This is a genomic window from Gammaproteobacteria bacterium (genome assembly GCA_016195665.1).
Lineage (GTDB): Bacteria > Pseudomonadota > Gammaproteobacteria > SURF-13 > SURF-13 > JACPZD01.
Genome location: JACPZD010000016.1, coordinates 1 through 16,356, shown reverse-complemented (window position 1 = coordinate 16,356; position 16,356 = coordinate 1). Strand labels below are relative to the sequence as shown.

The 16,356-nt window shown below is 59.3% G+C and carries 15 protein-coding genes; 6 read left to right on the top strand and 9 right to left on the bottom strand.

Annotated features, from left to right (window positions below; all coding sequences use genetic code 11):
- Positions 1 to 6: 6 nt before the first annotated feature.
- The 8 genes from rseP to rpsB form a co-directional block, all read right to left on the bottom strand.
- Positions 7 to 1,371, bottom strand: coding sequence for a sigma E protease regulator RseP (rseP, locus tag HY028_04845; protein MBI3344174.1), 1,365 nt, complete (start codon positions 1,369 to 1,371; stop codon positions 7 to 9).
- Positions 1,368 to 2,594 (bottom strand): 1-deoxy-D-xylulose-5-phosphate reductoisomerase, encoded by a 1,227-nt coding sequence (locus HY028_04840; protein ID MBI3344173.1) that lies wholly within the window; start codon positions 2,592 to 2,594, stop codon positions 1,368 to 1,370. The genes rseP and HY028_04840 overlap by 4 nt, the downstream gene beginning before the upstream one ends.
- Positions 2,591 to 3,388, bottom strand: a complete 798-nt coding sequence (locus HY028_04835; protein ID MBI3344172.1) for a phosphatidate cytidylyltransferase — start codon at positions 3,386 to 3,388, stop codon at positions 2,591 to 2,593. The genes HY028_04840 and HY028_04835 overlap by 4 nt, the downstream gene beginning before the upstream one ends.
- Positions 3,381 to 4,127 (bottom strand): isoprenyl transferase, encoded by a 747-nt coding sequence (locus HY028_04830; GenBank protein MBI3344171.1) that lies wholly within the window; start codon positions 4,125 to 4,127, stop codon positions 3,381 to 3,383. Before HY028_04830 ends, HY028_04835 begins: the two co-directional genes overlap by 8 nt.
- Positions 4,128 to 4,224: 97 nt before the next feature.
- Positions 4,225 to 4,782 carry a ribosome recycling factor gene (gene frr / locus HY028_04825; GenBank protein MBI3344170.1) on the bottom strand — a complete coding sequence of 186 codons (558 nt, stop codon included), beginning with the start codon at positions 4,780 to 4,782 and terminating at the stop codon, positions 4,225 to 4,227.
- A gap of 142 nt (positions 4,783 to 4,924) precedes the next feature.
- Entirely contained in the window at positions 4,925 to 5,665 is a 741-nt protein-coding gene (gene pyrH, locus HY028_04820) for a UMP kinase (protein ID MBI3344169.1), read from the bottom strand.
- 297 nt (positions 5,666 to 5,962) lie between these two features.
- A complete protein-coding gene (locus HY028_04815) occupies positions 5,963 to 6,847 on the bottom strand; it encodes an elongation factor Ts (GenBank protein MBI3344168.1) in 885 nt (294 codons plus the stop codon).
- A 22-nt stretch (positions 6,848 to 6,869) separates the two neighbouring features.
- A complete protein-coding gene (gene rpsB, locus HY028_04810) occupies positions 6,870 to 7,811 on the bottom strand; it encodes a 30S ribosomal protein S2 (protein ID MBI3344167.1) in 942 nt (313 codons plus the stop codon).
- A 228-nt stretch (positions 7,812 to 8,039) separates the two neighbouring features.
- Here rpsB and map point away from each other — a divergent pair, with 228 nt between their 5' ends.
- Together map and glnD are read left to right on the top strand one after the other, a co-directional pair.
- Positions 8,040 to 8,807, top strand: coding sequence for a type I methionyl aminopeptidase (gene map / locus HY028_04805; protein ID MBI3344166.1), 768 nt, complete (start codon positions 8,040 to 8,042; stop codon positions 8,805 to 8,807).
- A gap of 153 nt (positions 8,808 to 8,960) precedes the next feature.
- Positions 8,961 to 11,591: a [protein-PII] uridylyltransferase gene (glnD, locus tag HY028_04800; GenBank protein MBI3344165.1), complete on the top strand. Its 2,631-nt coding sequence runs from the start codon at positions 8,961 to 8,963 to the stop codon at positions 11,589 to 11,591.
- A gap of 117 nt (positions 11,592 to 11,708) precedes the next feature.
- Here the strand turns inward: glnD and HY028_04795 are convergent, their stop codons facing one another.
- Complete coding sequence (locus HY028_04795) at positions 11,709 to 12,596, bottom strand: DMT family transporter (GenBank protein ID MBI3344164.1); 888 nt, start codon at positions 12,594 to 12,596, stop codon at positions 11,709 to 11,711.
- Between the two features lie 55 nt (positions 12,597 to 12,651).
- Between HY028_04795 and dapC the strand changes: the two genes are divergently transcribed.
- The 4 genes from dapC to dapE are packed head-to-tail and all read left to right on the top strand — an operon-like array spanning position 12,652 to position 16,185.
- On the top strand, positions 12,652 to 13,854 hold the full coding sequence (gene dapC, locus HY028_04790) for a succinyldiaminopimelate transaminase (protein MBI3344163.1): 1,203 nt from the start codon (positions 12,652 to 12,654) through the stop codon (positions 13,852 to 13,854).
- A gap of 9 nt (positions 13,855 to 13,863) precedes the next feature.
- Positions 13,864 to 14,685 (top strand): 2,3,4,5-tetrahydropyridine-2,6-dicarboxylate N-succinyltransferase, encoded by an 822-nt coding sequence (gene dapD / locus HY028_04785; GenBank protein ID MBI3344162.1) that lies wholly within the window; start codon positions 13,864 to 13,866, stop codon positions 14,683 to 14,685.
- A 3-nt stretch (positions 14,686 to 14,688) separates the two neighbouring features.
- Positions 14,689 to 15,051 (top strand): ArsC family reductase, encoded by a 363-nt coding sequence (locus HY028_04780; GenBank protein MBI3344161.1) that lies wholly within the window; start codon positions 14,689 to 14,691, stop codon positions 15,049 to 15,051.
- Positions 15,052 to 16,185, top strand: coding sequence for a succinyl-diaminopimelate desuccinylase (dapE, locus tag HY028_04775; protein MBI3344160.1), 1,134 nt, complete (start codon positions 15,052 to 15,054; stop codon positions 16,183 to 16,185). It begins immediately after the preceding gene.
- The last annotated feature ends 171 nt before the right edge of the window (positions 16,186 to 16,356 follow it).

Below are 16,356 nucleotides of genomic sequence, written 5' to 3'. Positions count from 1 at the left end.
GTGTACTTACCCAAATAGTCGCGTCAAATCGTTGTAGAAGGCCAGCACGGTAAGCCCCAGCAGGAGGGCGATGCCTATTCGTTGTCCCAATTGCTCTATCCCGGCGGGGATGGACCGGCGGGTGACGGCTTCAATAAGATAATACATCAGATGGCCGCCATCCAATACCGGTACGGGCAACAGATTGAGCACCCCCAGGCTGACGCTGACGATGGCCAGAAAGCGCAAAAAGGACGCCAGGCCGTCTTGCGCGGAGTAGCCCGCATATTGCGCGATGCTGAGGGGCCCGCTCAGGTTTTCCAGCGAAGCCTGGCCGACCACCATTTTGCCGAGCACGCGCAGGGTGAGTGCGCTCATCTCCCAGGTCTTGGCGCCCGCTTGCAGCAGGGCTTCGGCGGGGTTGTAGCGCACCACGGCGCGCAGCGCCGCCGGAATTTCAGCAGGCGGTTCGGGCGCAGCACCGATACGCCCTATGATGCCTGTTTGGGCCTTCACGGCCGCGGGCTTCACCTCTAAAGCGAGCGGCGCACCGGCACGCTCGATCTGCATCTTGATGATCTGATTGGGACGTTTGCGGACAACATTCACCCAGTCGTCCCACACACGGATAGCCGCGCCATCTGCCGTGAGGATTTTATCCCCCTTGGCAAGGCCGGCCGCCTCCGCCGCACTTCCCTTCTCCACCTCGCCAATCACCGCGGGGAGCACCGGCCGAACCGGCCTTATCCCTAAGTTTTCGAGCAGATCGCCGCGGTCCAACCCCTTCGGAGCGCCCCTGAGGTCGAGGGTGTGCAGGCGCCGGCGGGAGTCCTGATCGCGTACCTCGAGCACGATCTCTCCCTTGTCATACACCTTGTCCAGCAATATAAACAGCACCGCCTCCCAGGTGGGGGTCGCCTTGCCGGCTACAGTCACGATCTCGTCGTTGCCCTTCAAGCCCGCCTGCGCGGCGATGGAGGCGGGCTGTATCTCGCCGACGACCGGCTTCACGCCCTCGACGCCGATGACAAACATGATCCAGTAGGCCAGGATGGCGAACAGAAAATTGAACACTGGGCCGGCGGCTACGATGGCGGCGCGGCGTCCGACACTCTTGCGGTTAAAGGCGCGCGAGAGTTCTTCGGGTTTGACCTCGCCCTCTCGTTCATCGAGCATCTTGACGTAACCGCCGAGAGGCAAGGCCGCGACCACGTATTCGGTTTGATCGGGCCCGGCGAGACGCCGCCACAAGGGCCGCCCGAAGCCGATCGAAAAGCGCAGCACCTTGACCCCCAGACGGCGTGCAACCCAGTAATGCCCGAACTCGTGGATGGTGATTAAAATTCCCAGGGTAACCACAAAGGCGGCCACAGAAGTCAGTACCGTATTCATGGACTGCCCCCGTGCCGGGCGGCCGGGAAGGCGCGCCGCTTCTCAGGGCGGGCTGCGCTGATGTGACCCATGGCGGTGAGGCGCGCCGCGTTGTCGTCTTCGAGGATAACGTCAAGGGAATCGGCTGCACGCGGCGTCATGGCTTCGAGGGTGGCCTCGATGACTGGGGCAATGCCCGTAAACGGCAGACGCCCTTCCAGAAAGGCCTGCACCGCGACCTCGTTGGCGGCATTGAGTATGGCGGTGGCGGTGCCGCCGCAGCGCAGCGCCTCCAGGGCGAGACGCAAACAGGGAAAGCGCGCAAGATCCACCGCCTCAAACTCCAGGCGGCCCACCTCCATGAGGTTCAGGGACGGCGCACCCGAAGCGATATGATCCGGCCAGGCCAGAGCGTGGGCGATGGGGATACGCATGTCGGGGCTGCCCAACTGCGCCAGCACCGAACCGTCGAGGTATTCGACCATCGAGTGAACCACGCTCTGTGGATGCATCACCACTTCGATCTGCTCTGGTCTGGCGTTAAACAGCCAACCGGCCTCGATCACCTCCAGACCCTTGTTCATCATGGTGGCGGAATCCACCGAGATCTTGCGGCCCATCACCCAGTTGGGGTGAGCGCAGGCCTGGTCAGGCGTCACACGCTCCAACTCGCCGAGCGGCAGGGTGCGAAACGGTCCGCCCGAAGCGGTAAGCAAAATACGCCGCACCCCGGCCTGTTCGAGACTTTGTTTGGCGTAGGCGGGGAGACATTGAAAGATGGCGTTGTGTTCACTGTCTATGGGGATCAACTCGGCCTGGCTGGCGTGCACCTCGTCCATGAACAGCCGCCCCGTCATCACCAGCGCCTCTTTGTTGGCGAGCAGCACGCGCTTGCCCGCGCGCAGCGCCGCGAGCGTGGGCAGGAGACCCGCTGCGCCGACGATGGCCGCCATCACGTAGGCGGTTTGGGGAAGTGCTGCGATGGTTTCGAGACCCGCCACGCCCGAGAGCACCGCCGTCTCGGCCCGCACCGCACGCAGCCGCTGGGCGAGCCGTTCCGCCGCACGCTCATCGGCCAGCACCGCATAGTCGGGGCGCGTGGCGAGACACTGCTCGTACAAACGATCTACATCGTTATGCGCGCCCAACGCCACCACCTGATAGCGATCGGGATGACGCGCGAGCACGTCCAGCGTGTTCACGCCGATGGAACCGGTGGAGCCGAGAACGGTTACGCCTATCATGCACGCTGACCCAGCAGTACCAGTCCCAGCAGGAAGACCGGCGCAGCGGCGGTGAGACTGTCTATACGGTCGAGGATGCCGCCATGCCCAGGCAAGAGATGGCCGCTATCCTTAACCCCCGCGTGACGTTTGAACATACTTTTGAACAAATCCCCGATAATGGAAACGAGCAAGGTCAGCAGACACAGCAACGCGAACAACCAAGGCTGGATCTGCGGCGCCAGCCAAGGCTGCACCGCCAGGGCGTAGATCGCCACCACGAGCAAGGCGCCATATACGCCCTCCCACGTCTTGCCCGGGCTGATCTCCGGCGCTAGTCTGGTCTTGCCCCAACGCCGGCCCGCGAAATATGCCGCGCTGTCACCCAGCCAGATAAAGGTGAGCAGAAATAACACCATATAGGGCGTCATCATATCACGCATCGTCAGCAAAGCGGCCCAGGGAGGGACGAGGACAAACAGTCCCAACAGCGCGGCCACAGGGGTTGCCGACCAGATGGACCTGCCGAGCGGGAAACCGATCACCCACATCGCGGCCAGCAACCAGCCCAGGAAGGCGGGCAATAAAACCCACATCACGGGGAGATACTGAACGCCAAACAGAACCCCCGGCAGCAGGCCGACATACCCGGATCTTAACGGCGTGCCCCACTTCAACAATCCGCCCCATTCCCAGGCGGCGAGCGCCACGATCAGGGCCAGCACTAAAGCAAAATAAAGATTCGGCAGGGTCAGAATACCCAGGACGACCAGCGGGATGAGAATGGCGGCGGTAATCAGGCGTTGTTTAAGCACCTTGTTTGGACTCCGCGATTTGGTCGCCGGTGTAACCGAATCGGCGCTGCCGGCTGGCATAGGCGGCCAAGGCCTGTTCCAGATCGGGGACGTCAAAATCGGGCCACAAGGTATCCGTAAAATACAGCTCGGTATAGGCAAGCTGCCACAACAGAAAGTTGCTGATGCGTTGTTCGCCCGCGGTACGGATAAACAGATCGGGCTCGGGCAGATCATGCAGCGCCATACACGACGCCAGCAGCTCCGTCGTCACCTGTTCGGCGCAGAGCCGCCCCTGCTCGACCCGGCAGGCGATCTGCCGCGCCGCCCGGGTGATGTCCCAGCGGCCGCCGTAATTGGCGGCGATGACGAGGTTGAGGCCGGTGTTGGCCTGGGTCAGTTGTTCCGCCGCCTCGATCTCCCGCTGCAAGTCCGGAGCGAAGGCGCTGCGCTCGCCGATGACGCGCACTCGAATCGAATTCTTGTGCAGATCCCCCACCTCGCTCTGAAAGGCCTTGAGGAACAATTCCATCAGCAGGCCTACTTCCTGCTCGGGGCGGCGCCAGTTTTCGCTGCTGAAGGCGAACAGGGTGAGTGCCTGGACGCCCCGCTCGGCACAGCCACGCACGGCCCTGCGCACGGCCTCCTGGCCCGCCCGGTGCCCGGCGATACGCGGCAGTCTGCGCTGTTTCGCCCAGCGCCCGTTACCATCCATGACGATGGCTATATGATGAGGAAGAGCGCCAGCGGCAGATGTCATAGAGACAAAGGAAGGATACAAGATACAAGATACAAGATACAAACTTCCCCTTTCTTTTCCCTTGTATCTTGTATCTTGTATCTTGTATCTGCCGTTATCATACCTCCATCAGCTCCTTCTCCTTGACCTCCAACAGCTTGTCGGTCTCGGTGATGTATTTGTCGGTCAGTTTTTGAACCTCTTCTTGCGCGCGGCGCTCTTCATCCTCGGAGATTTTTTTGTCCTTGAGCAGGGCTTTGAGCTCGTTGTTGGCGTCGCGGCGGACGTTACGGATGGCGACCCGCCCGTGCTCCGCCTCGGCGCGCACCACCTTAATCATGTCGCGGCGGCGCTCTTCGGTCAGCGGCGGTAACGGCACACGGATGACCGCGCCGGAAGTCGTCGGGTTGAGTCCAAGATCGGACGTGAGTATGGCCTTCTCAATCGGCTGGACCATATTTTTGTCCCACGGCGTGACGGTCAGCGTGCGCGCATCGGAGGCAGTGATATTCGCCGCCTGGCTGAGCGGCGCCTGGTTTCCGTAATACTCTACGGTGATGTGCTCGAGCAGGCTGGGATGGGCGCGGCCGGTGCGTAGTTTGGCAAGCTCGGACTTGAGCGAGTCCAGGCTTTTCTGCATGCGTTCGGTGGCATTTTTTTTAATATCGTTGACCATGATCACACTCCATTTTTACTAACAACTCAACGCAAAGTCGCTAACTACAGAGAAAAGATACAAGTGAACTAGATAAAAGGTTCGGCATGCTCTTATCTTGTATCTTGTATCTTTTCTCTGTAATCAAGCGTTAGGTTTTGGCCTAAACCGTTACTAACGTGCCTTCGTCTTCGCCCATCACCACTCGCTTCAATGCGCCGGCTTTGTTCATATTAAATACGCGCAGGGGAAGTTTGTAGTCGCGACACAGGGTCATCGCAGCGACATCCATGACCATGAGCTTGCGCTCCAGGACTTGATCATAGGTCAGGCGCGGATAGTAAATGGCGTCGGCGTGCTTCATCGGGTCGGCCGAATAGACGCCGTCCACCTTGGTGGCCTTGATGACCAGTTGCACGTGCAACTCTATTCCGCGCAGGCTGGCCGCCGAGTCGGTGGTGAAAAAGGGATTCCCGGTGCCGGCCGCGAGGATCACCAGACGGCCTTGTTCTAGGTGCCGCAGCGCGCGGCGCACGGCGTAGTCCTCGCAGACTTGACGCATCTTGATCGCAGACATGACGCGCACCTCGACCCCCAGCCGCTCCAACGCATCCTGCATGGCGAGCGCATTCATGACCGTGGCGAGCATGCCCATCTGATCGGCGGTAACGCGGTCCAGCCCGCTCGCCGCCAGACCCGCCCCGCGAAAGATGTTGCCGCCGCCGATCACCACGGCCACCTGCACGCCCATCGTGAGCAGCTCGCGGATCTCGCCGGCGACGCGGCCGATCACGGCGGGATCTATGCCGTAGTCTTCCGCCCCCATCAGCGCCTCGCCGCTCAGCTTTAGCAATATGCGCCGGTAGCCGGGAGTGGCGTTGGGTTTGCCGGTAGTAGATGTCATTCGTTTACAATTTCAGTTAACCGCAGAGGACGCGGAGAAATCAATAACAAGGCCTTTTTGCTGACGCTATTCTGTTTTTGCCAATGCACTTCATCAACTCACAGATATCTTATTCCAATTCTCATTCAAAACAACGATTCACCACGGAGGACGCGGAGAAGAAACAAACCCTTTTGATGTTATTCCTTTGCATCCTTAGATGGTTTGTGTATTTTCCTTTGTGTTTCTCTGCGTCCTCCGCGGTAAATTGTATTTATCTTGAATATTTCTCTGCGCCCTCCGCGGTAAATTCAGTTGTTAACTCTTACGCACCTGGGCCATCACTTCGGCGGCGAAATTCTCGGTCTTCTTTTCGATGCCTTCCCCGACCTCGAAACGCTGGAAGCGGATGACCTTGGCGCTACGCTCCTGCAGCAGCTTCTCCACGGTAATGTCGGGATTCTTGACGAACGGCTGACCCAACAGGGCCACCTCGGCCAAAAACTTTTTGATGCGCCCTTCGACCATCTTTTCGATGATCGCGGCGGGCTTGCCGCTCTCCGCGGCTTGGGCGGTAAAAATCTCTTTTTCCTTGGCGACCAGTTCGGCCGGTACATCGGCGCTGGCCACACACACCGGTTTATTGGCCGCGACATGCATGGCGATGTCTTTGGCGAGTGCGGCGTCACCGCCTTGCAGCTCGACCAGCACGCCGATCCGGCTGCCGTGCAGATACACACCCAGCACGCCTTGGGTTTCGTAACGGACAAAGCGGCGCACGTTGATGTTTTCGCCGATCTTGGCGACCAGAGTCTGGCGCGCGGTATTCACGCTGGCCGGGTCACCGGCCTTGAGCGGCATTTCCAGCAGAGACTCCAGATCCTTGGGATTGCCCGCCAAGACCCGCCGGGCGATGGCCGCGGCAAAGCCCTTGAAGTCATCGCCCTTGGAGACGAAGTCGGTCTCGCTATTGACCTCGACCATCGCCGCCTGTTTCCCGTCGGGCGAAGGCTGGATGACGGCCAGCCCTTCCGCGGCGATCCGTGAGGCCTTTTTATCCGCCTTGGCCAGACCCGCCTTGCGCATCGCATCGGCCGCGGCGTCAATATTGCCGTTGGCCTCGACCAGGGCCTTCTTGCATTCCATCATGCCCGAGCCGGTCCTCTCGCGCAGTTCTTTGACCAGCGCCGCTGTAATCTCCATGGTGATCCCTCTGAGCCTTACTTTACTTTGTCGAACTGGTTTTAGGTTTGGTTCGGGTCGTCGCCGTCTTGGGCTTCGCGGTGGGCCTGCTGGGCTTGGCCGCAGTGCGCTTCTTGGCGACCTCTCCGGCCGTTTCTCCCGCTGCCTCCGTCTTCATGGGGGCGCGGCGCGGCGCGCTCTTGACTGTGGCCTTGGTGACCTTTTTGGCGGGCCTTTCAGCAGCCACCGCGCCGGTTTCACTCAGCTCCACAAACTCATCGGGGGAGCCCGCCATCTGGGCGACGGAACCGCGGCCCTCGATCACCGCATCCGCGGCGCCCTGGGCATAGAGTTGAATGGCGCGGATGGCGTCGTCGTTGCCGGGGATGACATAGTCCACACCCTCCGGCCTGTTATTGGTATCCACCACGCCCACCACGGGTATCCCCAGTTTGGCCGCCTCGCTGACGGCGATCTTCTCATAGCCCACGTCAATGACGAACAACGCGTCTGGGAGACCGGCCATATCCTTGATGCCCGCCAGGCTGCGATTCAGCTTGGCCAGTTCACGTTGCAACATCAGGCCTTCCTTTTTGCTCACGCGTTCGAGACTGCCGTCCTGCCCCATCGCCTCCAGCTCCTTGAGACGTTTGATGGATTGCCGGACGGTCTTGAAATTAGTAAGCATGCCGCCCAGCCAGCGGTGATTGACGTAAGGCATGCCGCAGCGCTTGGCCTCTTGCTCGGTGACCTCTTGGGCTGCGCGCTTGGTAGCCACGAACAGGATAGTGCCGCGATTGGCCGCCAGGCTGCCGATGAAATTCATGGCTTCGCTGTAGAGGGGCAGGGTTTTTTCAAGATTGATGATGTGGATCTTGTTACGTTGCCCGAAGATGAAAGGCGCCATCTTGGGGTTCCAGTAACGGGTCTGGTGGCCGAAGTGCACGCCGGCCTCCAGCATTTGACGCATGGATATGTTTGCCATCTTGACTCCTGAGTGTAGGGTTAATCTTCCATACGTACATATATCCAACCCGCCATTGAAACAGCAGGCACCCAGATATATCTAATAAACGTATGTGTGTATTCTAGAGACTGGTTAGCTAAGACGAGTTCTAGTAGCCGCGTATTATGCCCTAAATTAAGGCTCCGGAACAATCGTTAGTATGCGAAAATAGCGCTAAATAGGGTGTCTTGGCATCCATTTAGTTCCATGAGCGTAACCATCAAAACACCGGAAGAAGTCCTGAAGATGCGGGTCGCGGGGCGGCTCGCAGCCGACGTGCTGCACATGATCCGGCCCCATGTAAAGCCCGGCGTCAGCACCGGCGAACTCGACCGGATCTGCCACGACCATATCGTCAACGTGCAACAGGCTATGCCCGCCCCGCTCAATTACCGCGGCTTTCCGAAATCCATCTGCACCTCGGTCAACCACCAGGTGTGCCACGGTATCCCGGGCGACAAGGTGCTCAAGGAAGGCGATATTTTGAACATTGACGTCACCGTCATCAAGGACGGTTATCACGGCGACACCAGCAAGATGTACTTTGTCGGCGAGCCCTCGGTGATCGCCAGGCGCGTATCGCGTATCAGCTACGAATCTATGCGCATCGGCATCGAAATGGTGAAGCCGGGAATCAGACTGGGCGATATCGGCGCGGCCATTCAACGTCACGCCGAGGCGAATAATTGTTCAGTGGTACGTGAATATTGCGGTCATGGCATAGGCCGGGTGTTCCACGAGGAGCCGCAAGTGCTGCATTACGGTACGCCCGGCACCGGCATGACGCTGGAGCCCGGCATGACCTTTACCATCGAACCCATGATTAACGCCGGCAAACGGCATGTCAAACTGCTGCCCGACCAGTGGACCGTGGTCACCAAGGACCATAGTCTGTCGGCGCAATGGGAACACACGGTGCTCGTCACGGACGACGGCTTTGAAGTGTTGACGCAGCGCCCCGGCGACGATATTTAGAACTTGTCCATAAATAATTTACCGCAGAGGACGCAGAGGAAAACCCTCAAGAAGGATTTGTTTCTCCTCCGCTCCCTCCATGGTGAAGCCTTTTTACCGCAAGAGACAGGGGTACTATTATGGATATGCTCTTAATCACTGTTTAGTCATTACATGTCTTTCACCATGCTCCATCGAACTCAGACCGGTGACACGGCCAAGGCGTTCCGGGTATCTCTAAGGGCGTCCGATCAGGCGCTGCAGCAGCGCTTTCTGAACGGCGCGTCTGTCCGCGAGTTGCTGCATGAACGCGCGGCGTTGATAGATGGGTTGCTGCTGGAGGTCTGGGCCAAGGCGTGGGGAGCCACAGCTTCGGATCGGGTTGCCTTGGTCGCGGTCGGCGGTTATGGCCGTGGGGAGTTGCACCCTTTCTCTGACATAGACCTGCTCATACTGCTTGACCAGGGTCAACATGACGCCTTCCAGCCGCCCATCGAGCGGTTCATCGGTCTGTTGTGGGACATCGGCCTGCAGATCGGCCACAGTGTGCGTTCGGTGCAGGAATGTGTGGATACGGCCCGGCAGGACATCACGATTGCCACCACGCTGATGGAGGCGCGCCTGCTGTCGGGTCCGGCCGCGCTGTTCGACTCTTTGCGGGCGGCCATCGGGCCGGATCGGATCTGGCCGGTAAAGGATTTTTTTGAAGCCAAGTGGCAAGAACAGATACGCCGCCATCATAAATATCATGACACCGCCTACAATCTTGAGCCCAACATCAAGGAGGGCCCCGGGGGCTTGCGCGACATCCAGACCCTGGCGTGGGTCACCCAGCGCCACTTCGGGTCGCGCAGCCTACACGATCTGGTCGGTCACGGTTTTCTCACCGAGGGCGAATACGCCTCGCTCATCGAGGGACAGGATTTTCTCTGGCGGATACGCTACGCCCTGCATGTGACGACGGACCGCCGCGAAGACCGGCTGGTGTTCGATCACCAGCGCACCCTGGCGGCGCAGTTCGGCTATCAAAATCACGGCCCGGTGCTGGCGGTGGAGCAGTTCATGAAGCGCTACTACCGCACCGTCATGGAATTGAGCCGCTTGAGCGAGATGCTGCTGCAACACTTCCAGGAGGCCATCCTGTATGCAGACAGTCCGCACCGGATTGTACGCATCAATAACCGCTTTCAGACGCGCGACGACTTCATCGAGGTCAGCTACGACACGGCCTTCAAACACCATCCCTTCGCGCTGCTGGAAATCTTTCTGTTACTGGCCCAGCATCCCGAGATCAAAGGCGTGCGCGCCTCCACCATCCGTCTGATCCGCGATCACCGCCACCTGATTGATGAAACTTTCCGCGCCGATCTGCGCTGCCGCACCCTGTTCATGGAATTGTTACGGCAGCCGCACGGCATCGCGCATGAGCTGAGCCGCATGAATCGTTACGGTATACTCGCCGCCTATCTGCCGGCGTTCGGCAACATCGTCGGGCAGATGCAGCACGACCTGTTTCACGTCTACACGGTAGATGAACACACGCTGTTTTTGATCCGCAATCTGCGTCGCTACTCGGTGCCGGAGTACGCACATGAATTCCCGCTCTGCAGCACCCTCTTCCAGCGCCTGCCCAAGCCCGAGATTCTTTATCTCGCGGGGCTGTTTCACGACATCGCCAAGGGCCGCGGCGGCGATCATTCGGAACTCGGCGCCGACGACGCCACGGCCTTTTGCCTGCTGCATGGAATGTCGCAGTACGATGCGCGGCTGGTCGCCTGGCTGGTCAAGCATCACCTCATCATGTCCACCACGGCGCAACGCCATGACATCGCCGACCCCGACGTGGTCAATATCTTCGCCGGCCGGGTGGGCGACCAGGTGCATCTGGACTATCTCTATCTGCTCACCGCAGCCGACATCCGCGCCACCAATCCCACGCTGTGGAACAGTTGGAAGGACGCGCTGCTGACCGAGCTCTACCTCGGCGCCACGCGCGCATTGCGGCGCGGGCTGGAGCATCCCATAGACCAGGCTGAACGGATACAGGAAACCCAGCATCAGGCGCTAATGCGGCTTCATAATCTGGGCGTTGATGAAACGGCGGCGGGAAACTTCTGGCGCGAGCTGGGCGATGAATATTTTCTGCGCTATTCCGCCGACGAAATCGCCTGGCATACTCAGGCGATCAGCTCGAGCTATGCGATTCACCTGCCCTTGATATTGATCCGGCAGCGCACTGAGCGCGGCGGAACGGAGATATTCATCTACACCCACGATCAGGACCGTTTGTTCGCCGCCACGGCCGGCGCCCTGGATCAGCTTGGCCTCACTATCGTGGATGCGCGCATCATCACCGCGCGCAACGGTTACACCGTGAACACCTACATCGTGCTCGAAGAGTCCGGTGAACCGATTGATAATCCACACCGCATCGAGGAGATCACCGCGCTACTCAAGCGTCAACTGGCGCAATCACCCCTGCCGGCGCCGCGCGTCACCCGGCGCGCGCGCCGCCAACTCCAACACTTCCCCATTCCCACTCAAATCACCTTCAGCGACGACCCGCGCAATCGTCGCACCGTGCTGGAGGTCGTCACGGCGGACCGGCCCGGGTTGCTATCGGACGTGGGCCGCGCCTTTGTGGACTGCAAGATACGGCTACAAAACGCCAAGATCGCCACCTTCGGCGCGCGCGCGGAGGACATCTTTTTTATCACCGATACCCACAACCGCCCGATCACCTCGGAATCCGACCTCGCCCGGCTGCGCGACGTACTCATCAGATATTTAGATAAGTGCCAGTAGGATATTCAACATACACCGCAGAGGACGCAAAGAAATACGATCAAAATAGTTTGTTTCTCCTCCGTGTCCTCCGTGGTAACGGTTTTATAAGCAAGTAGGCCGGATCCGGCAGCTTTGCTAGTCGATATCCCTCACCGCGCGCGCCGAGAGATAGGCCGCCGCCATAATCAACAAACCGCCAAGCCACTCCCTTAGCAGTAAAATTTCATCGGTAAGCAGTTGCGCCGACACGGCCCCCACGACGATTTCAAACAGCAGAATCACCGCCGAACGGTGCACCGGCATGAGCGTGACGCCATATTGCACCGCCAGGGTCATGACCACCATTCCACCACAAGCCAACGCGACGATGGCGCCTAGCAAAGGCGCATCTATCATAGGCATCGGCATCGGCATCGGCATTAGCAGCAGCCCCGCGCCTGCCGTAACAACGCCCCCCCACCATACTGCAATGGACTTGACGGGATAGGAAACAGCTTGCATCTTGCGCACACATACATTGGAGAGTGCAAAGGTGAATCCCGCTACAATTGCCAACCCGTCAGCGCGTCCTTGTGGCCACGGCCACCCCAGCGCGGGGTCCCACAGCATGATGACGGCTCCCGCCATGGCCAGAGCGAGGGTCAATCCGGCGCGCGACGAGAGTCGCTCGCCTAACAGCCACCAGCCCAGCAAGGACGCCCATAACGGAGAAAGATAAAACAGCAACAGCACCCTCACCACGTTACCCTCGATCACGGCAAGGATAAAGGCCACGTTGCATACACCCGCGGTGAGGGCCAGGGCCGCCAACAACCAGGGTTCTTGCACTACCTCTCCGCGCCGCCGCCACAGCAGCGGTAAACTGACCACGGTCACAGTTATGTAAATCAGCAGCGACGACCACATCCCCGGCAGACCCTGAGCCTCCAGCCAACGCAGCGGATACCAGAATAAGCCCCACAGGGTGGCGCCGAGCAGGAGGCTTAAAATGGGTAAAACACGGGAAGTGCGATTGGATGGCATGGGCTAAAGCTTTATACTATTGTGTTCGCAGCTCAGCAACCTTTAGATAACTATAATGAACCCGGATTTGTTCCTGCTCCAGCCCTACCCCTTCGAGAAGCTCGCGCGACTCAAGGCAGGGATTACTCCGCCCTCCGATGCCCTGCCCATCGTCATGTCCATCGGCGAGCCTAAGCACGCGGTACCCTCGTTCATCGCCGAGGAAGTGTGCACGCACTTGCACGGCTTGGGTCACTACCCCGCCACGCGCGGTATCCCCGCGCTGCGGCAGGCGATTGCCGAATGGCTGGCGCGCCGCTTTCAGTTAACGCCCGGCAGCCTGCATATCGAACGCCATATCCTGCCCGTGAACGGTACGCGCGAAGCATTGTTCGCCTTCGCGCAGTGCGTGGTGGACCGCAGCCGGAATCCGCTGGTACTGATGCCCAATCCCTTTTATCAGATCTACGAGGGCGCCGCGCTACTGGCCGGCGCACAGCCGTGGTTTATCAACACTACCGAGGAGTCTGAATTTCTCCCGGATTTTTCCTCTGTGCCCGCCGATGTGTGGCAATGCTGTCAATTGGTTTATATCTGCTCGCCGGGCAATCCCACCGGCGCGGCGCTCGGCCTGGCCGCACTTCAGCAACTCATCCGGCTGGCGGACGAACATGATTTCATTATCGCGTCCGACGAGTGTTACTCTGAAATCTATCTCGATGAGAGCAACCCTCCTCCCGGCCTGCTGGAGGCCGCAGCGCGGATGGGGCGCGACGATTACCGGCGCTGCGTCGTGTTTCACAGCCTGTCGAAGCGCTCCAGCGTTCCGGGCATGCGCTCCGGCTTCGCCGCCGGCGATGCGGACATCATCGGGCAATTTCATCTGTATCGCACCTATCATGGCAGCGCCATGCCCCCGCCGGTACAAGCCGCCAGCATCAAGGCCTGGCGTGATGAGCAGCATGTGCGGGAAAACCGGCGCCTATATCAGGAAAAATTCGACGCCGTGATCGCCGTTCTCGGCGAAGTCACCGAGGTTGCTCGCCCCGCGGGTGCCTTTTATCTGTGGTTGAGGACTCCCGGGGACGATCTGACCTTTGCGCGCGAACTATACGCCCGGCACAATATCACCGTGTTGCCCGGCAGCTACCTTTCGCGCGAGGCGCACGGCGTCAATCCAGGGTACGGCCGGGTGCGCATCGCGCTGGTTGCGCCGCTGGAAGAGTGTCTGGAAGCGGCGACGCGCATCTCTGAATTTATTATTTCATTAAGATCATAATAGGAAACCATGAACGCCCTACAGGACATCATCGAACAAGCCTTCGAGCAACGTGCCGAAATCACCCCGCACAAGGTACAGCCCAAAGTTAAGGACGCCGTCAGCGAAGCGCTGGCGCTGCTGGATAACGGCACACTCCGCGTCGCGGAAAAGCAAAACGGCGCGTGGGTGGTGCATCAATGGCTCAAAAAGGCGGTGCTGCTGTCGTTCCGCATCGAGGACAATCACTTTATCAAGGGCGCCTATAGCGCTTATTACGACAAGGTCCCCGGCAAGTTCAGCGACTACGACGAAGCGCGCTTCAAGCAAAGCGGCGTGCGCGTGGCGCCTCCCGCGATGGCGCGGCGCGGCTCTTACATCGCGCCCTCGGTGGTGCTCATGCCGTCGTATGTGAACATCGGGGCGTATGTGGACAGCGGCACGATGGTGGACACCTGGGCGACGGTCGGCTCCTGCGCGCAGATCGGCAAGAACGTGCACCTCTCCGGCGGCGTCGGCATCGGCGGCGTGCTGGAGCCGGTGCAAGCGAGCCCCACCATCATCGAGGATAACTGCTTCATCGGCGCACGCTCGGAAGTCGTTGAAGGTGTCATCGTCGAGGAGGGTTCGGTGATCTCGATGGGCGTGTACATCGGCCAGAGCACCAAGATATTCAACCGCATGACGGGCGAAGTCAGCTATGGCCGCATCCCGGCTGGCTCAGTAGTCGTATCGGGCAACCTGCCGTCCAAGGACGGCAGCTACAGCCTGTATTGCGCGGTGATTGTGAAACAAGTGGACGAAAAGACGCGCGGCAAGGTCGGTATCAACGAATTGTTGCGGGACATCTAGTTCATGACCACCGTCTACGGCATCACCAACTGTGAAACCGTGAAAAAGGCGCGCGCCTGGCTGGAGAAGCGCGGCGTAGATTACCGCTTTCATGATTTCCGTAAAGACGGCCTAGATCAAACCCTGCTAAAAACATTCATCAAAAACCTGGGCTGGGAGGCACTGCTCAACAAAAGCGGCATGACCTGGCGCAAATTGCCGGAAAAGGACAAAGCCAAGCTGGATGAGAAGAAGGCCGCCTCTCTCATGCTTGCCCATCCAACGGTCATCAAGCGGCCGGTGCTGGCTGTTGGCGAGAAAGCCCTAAAATACCATGTTGGATTCAATGAAAAAGACTACGAAACTCTTTTTACCAAGAAGAAGTAAATGTCCGACACACTCGACCTTGCCATTGATTTGATCTCACGCCGCTCGCTCACCCCCGAAGATGCGGGTTGCCAGCAGGCCATCGCCGCGCGTCTTGAACCGCTGGGTTTCAAAATAGAGCATCTGCGCTTCGGCGAGGTGGACAATCTCTGGGCGAGGCGCGGGAAAGACACCCCCCTGTTCGTCTTCGCCGGTCACACCGATGTCGTACCCACCGGGCCGCTCGAACAGTGGCACTCCGATCCCTTCACACCGACGCTGCGCGACGGTTATCTCTATGGACGCGGCGCCGCCGATATGAAGGGAGGCATTGCGGCCATGGTCACTGCGGTGGAGCGTTTTATCAAAGAGCATCCCGATCATAAAGGCTCTATCGGTTTCCTCATCACCAGCGACGAGGAGGGGCCGAGTGTCAACGGCACGGTCAAGGTGGTCGAACACCTGGAAGATAGAAAAGAAAAGATAGACTGGTGCGTCATTGGCGAACCCACCTGCGTGCAAACCGTCGGCGACACGATCAAAAACGGCCGGCGCGGTTCACTCACCGGCAAGTTGGTCATACATGGCACCCAGGGCCACGTCGCTTACCCCCACCTCGCCGCCAACCCCATTCATCTTTTTTCCGCCGCACTTACCGAACTCTGCGCGCAGACATGGGATCAAGGCAACGAGTTCTTTCCGCCGACCACTTTTCAGATCTCCAACATCCACGCCGGCACCGGCGCCGATAATGTCATCCCCGGTGATCTGGAAGTGGTGTTCAACTTCCGTTTTTCCACAGAACTCACACCTGGACATATCAAACAGCGCGTACACGCCGTTTTGGACAAGCACAAATTCAAATACGATTTAGACTGGCGCCTTTCCGGTCAGCCTTTTCTCACCCCCAAAGGCGTACTCGTGGACGCCGTGAGCGCCGCCATAAAAGACGCCGCCGGCATCGAGACCCAGATCTCGACCAGCGGCGGCACCTCCGACGGCCGCTTCATCGCCCCCACCGGCGCCCAGGTTGTCGAACTGGGAGTGGTGAATGCGACAATCCACAAACTCAACGAGTGCGCAAAGGTCAGCGAATTGGATATCTTGAGCAAATTTTACCAGCGTATTCTTGAAAAACTTCTGGTTAGAAATTAGCTCGATCATATCAGCCTGACAAGGCAATGATCTAGAGCATTTTTGATTTAAGTATTTACATTTATGTGTTATAGTGTCCCTGTCATAGGGGAGGGGCGACTATGTATGCGTATTCAAGAGACTTGCGTGACCGTGTGTTAGGTGCGCTGGAGCGCGGGGAACGTCCGACCG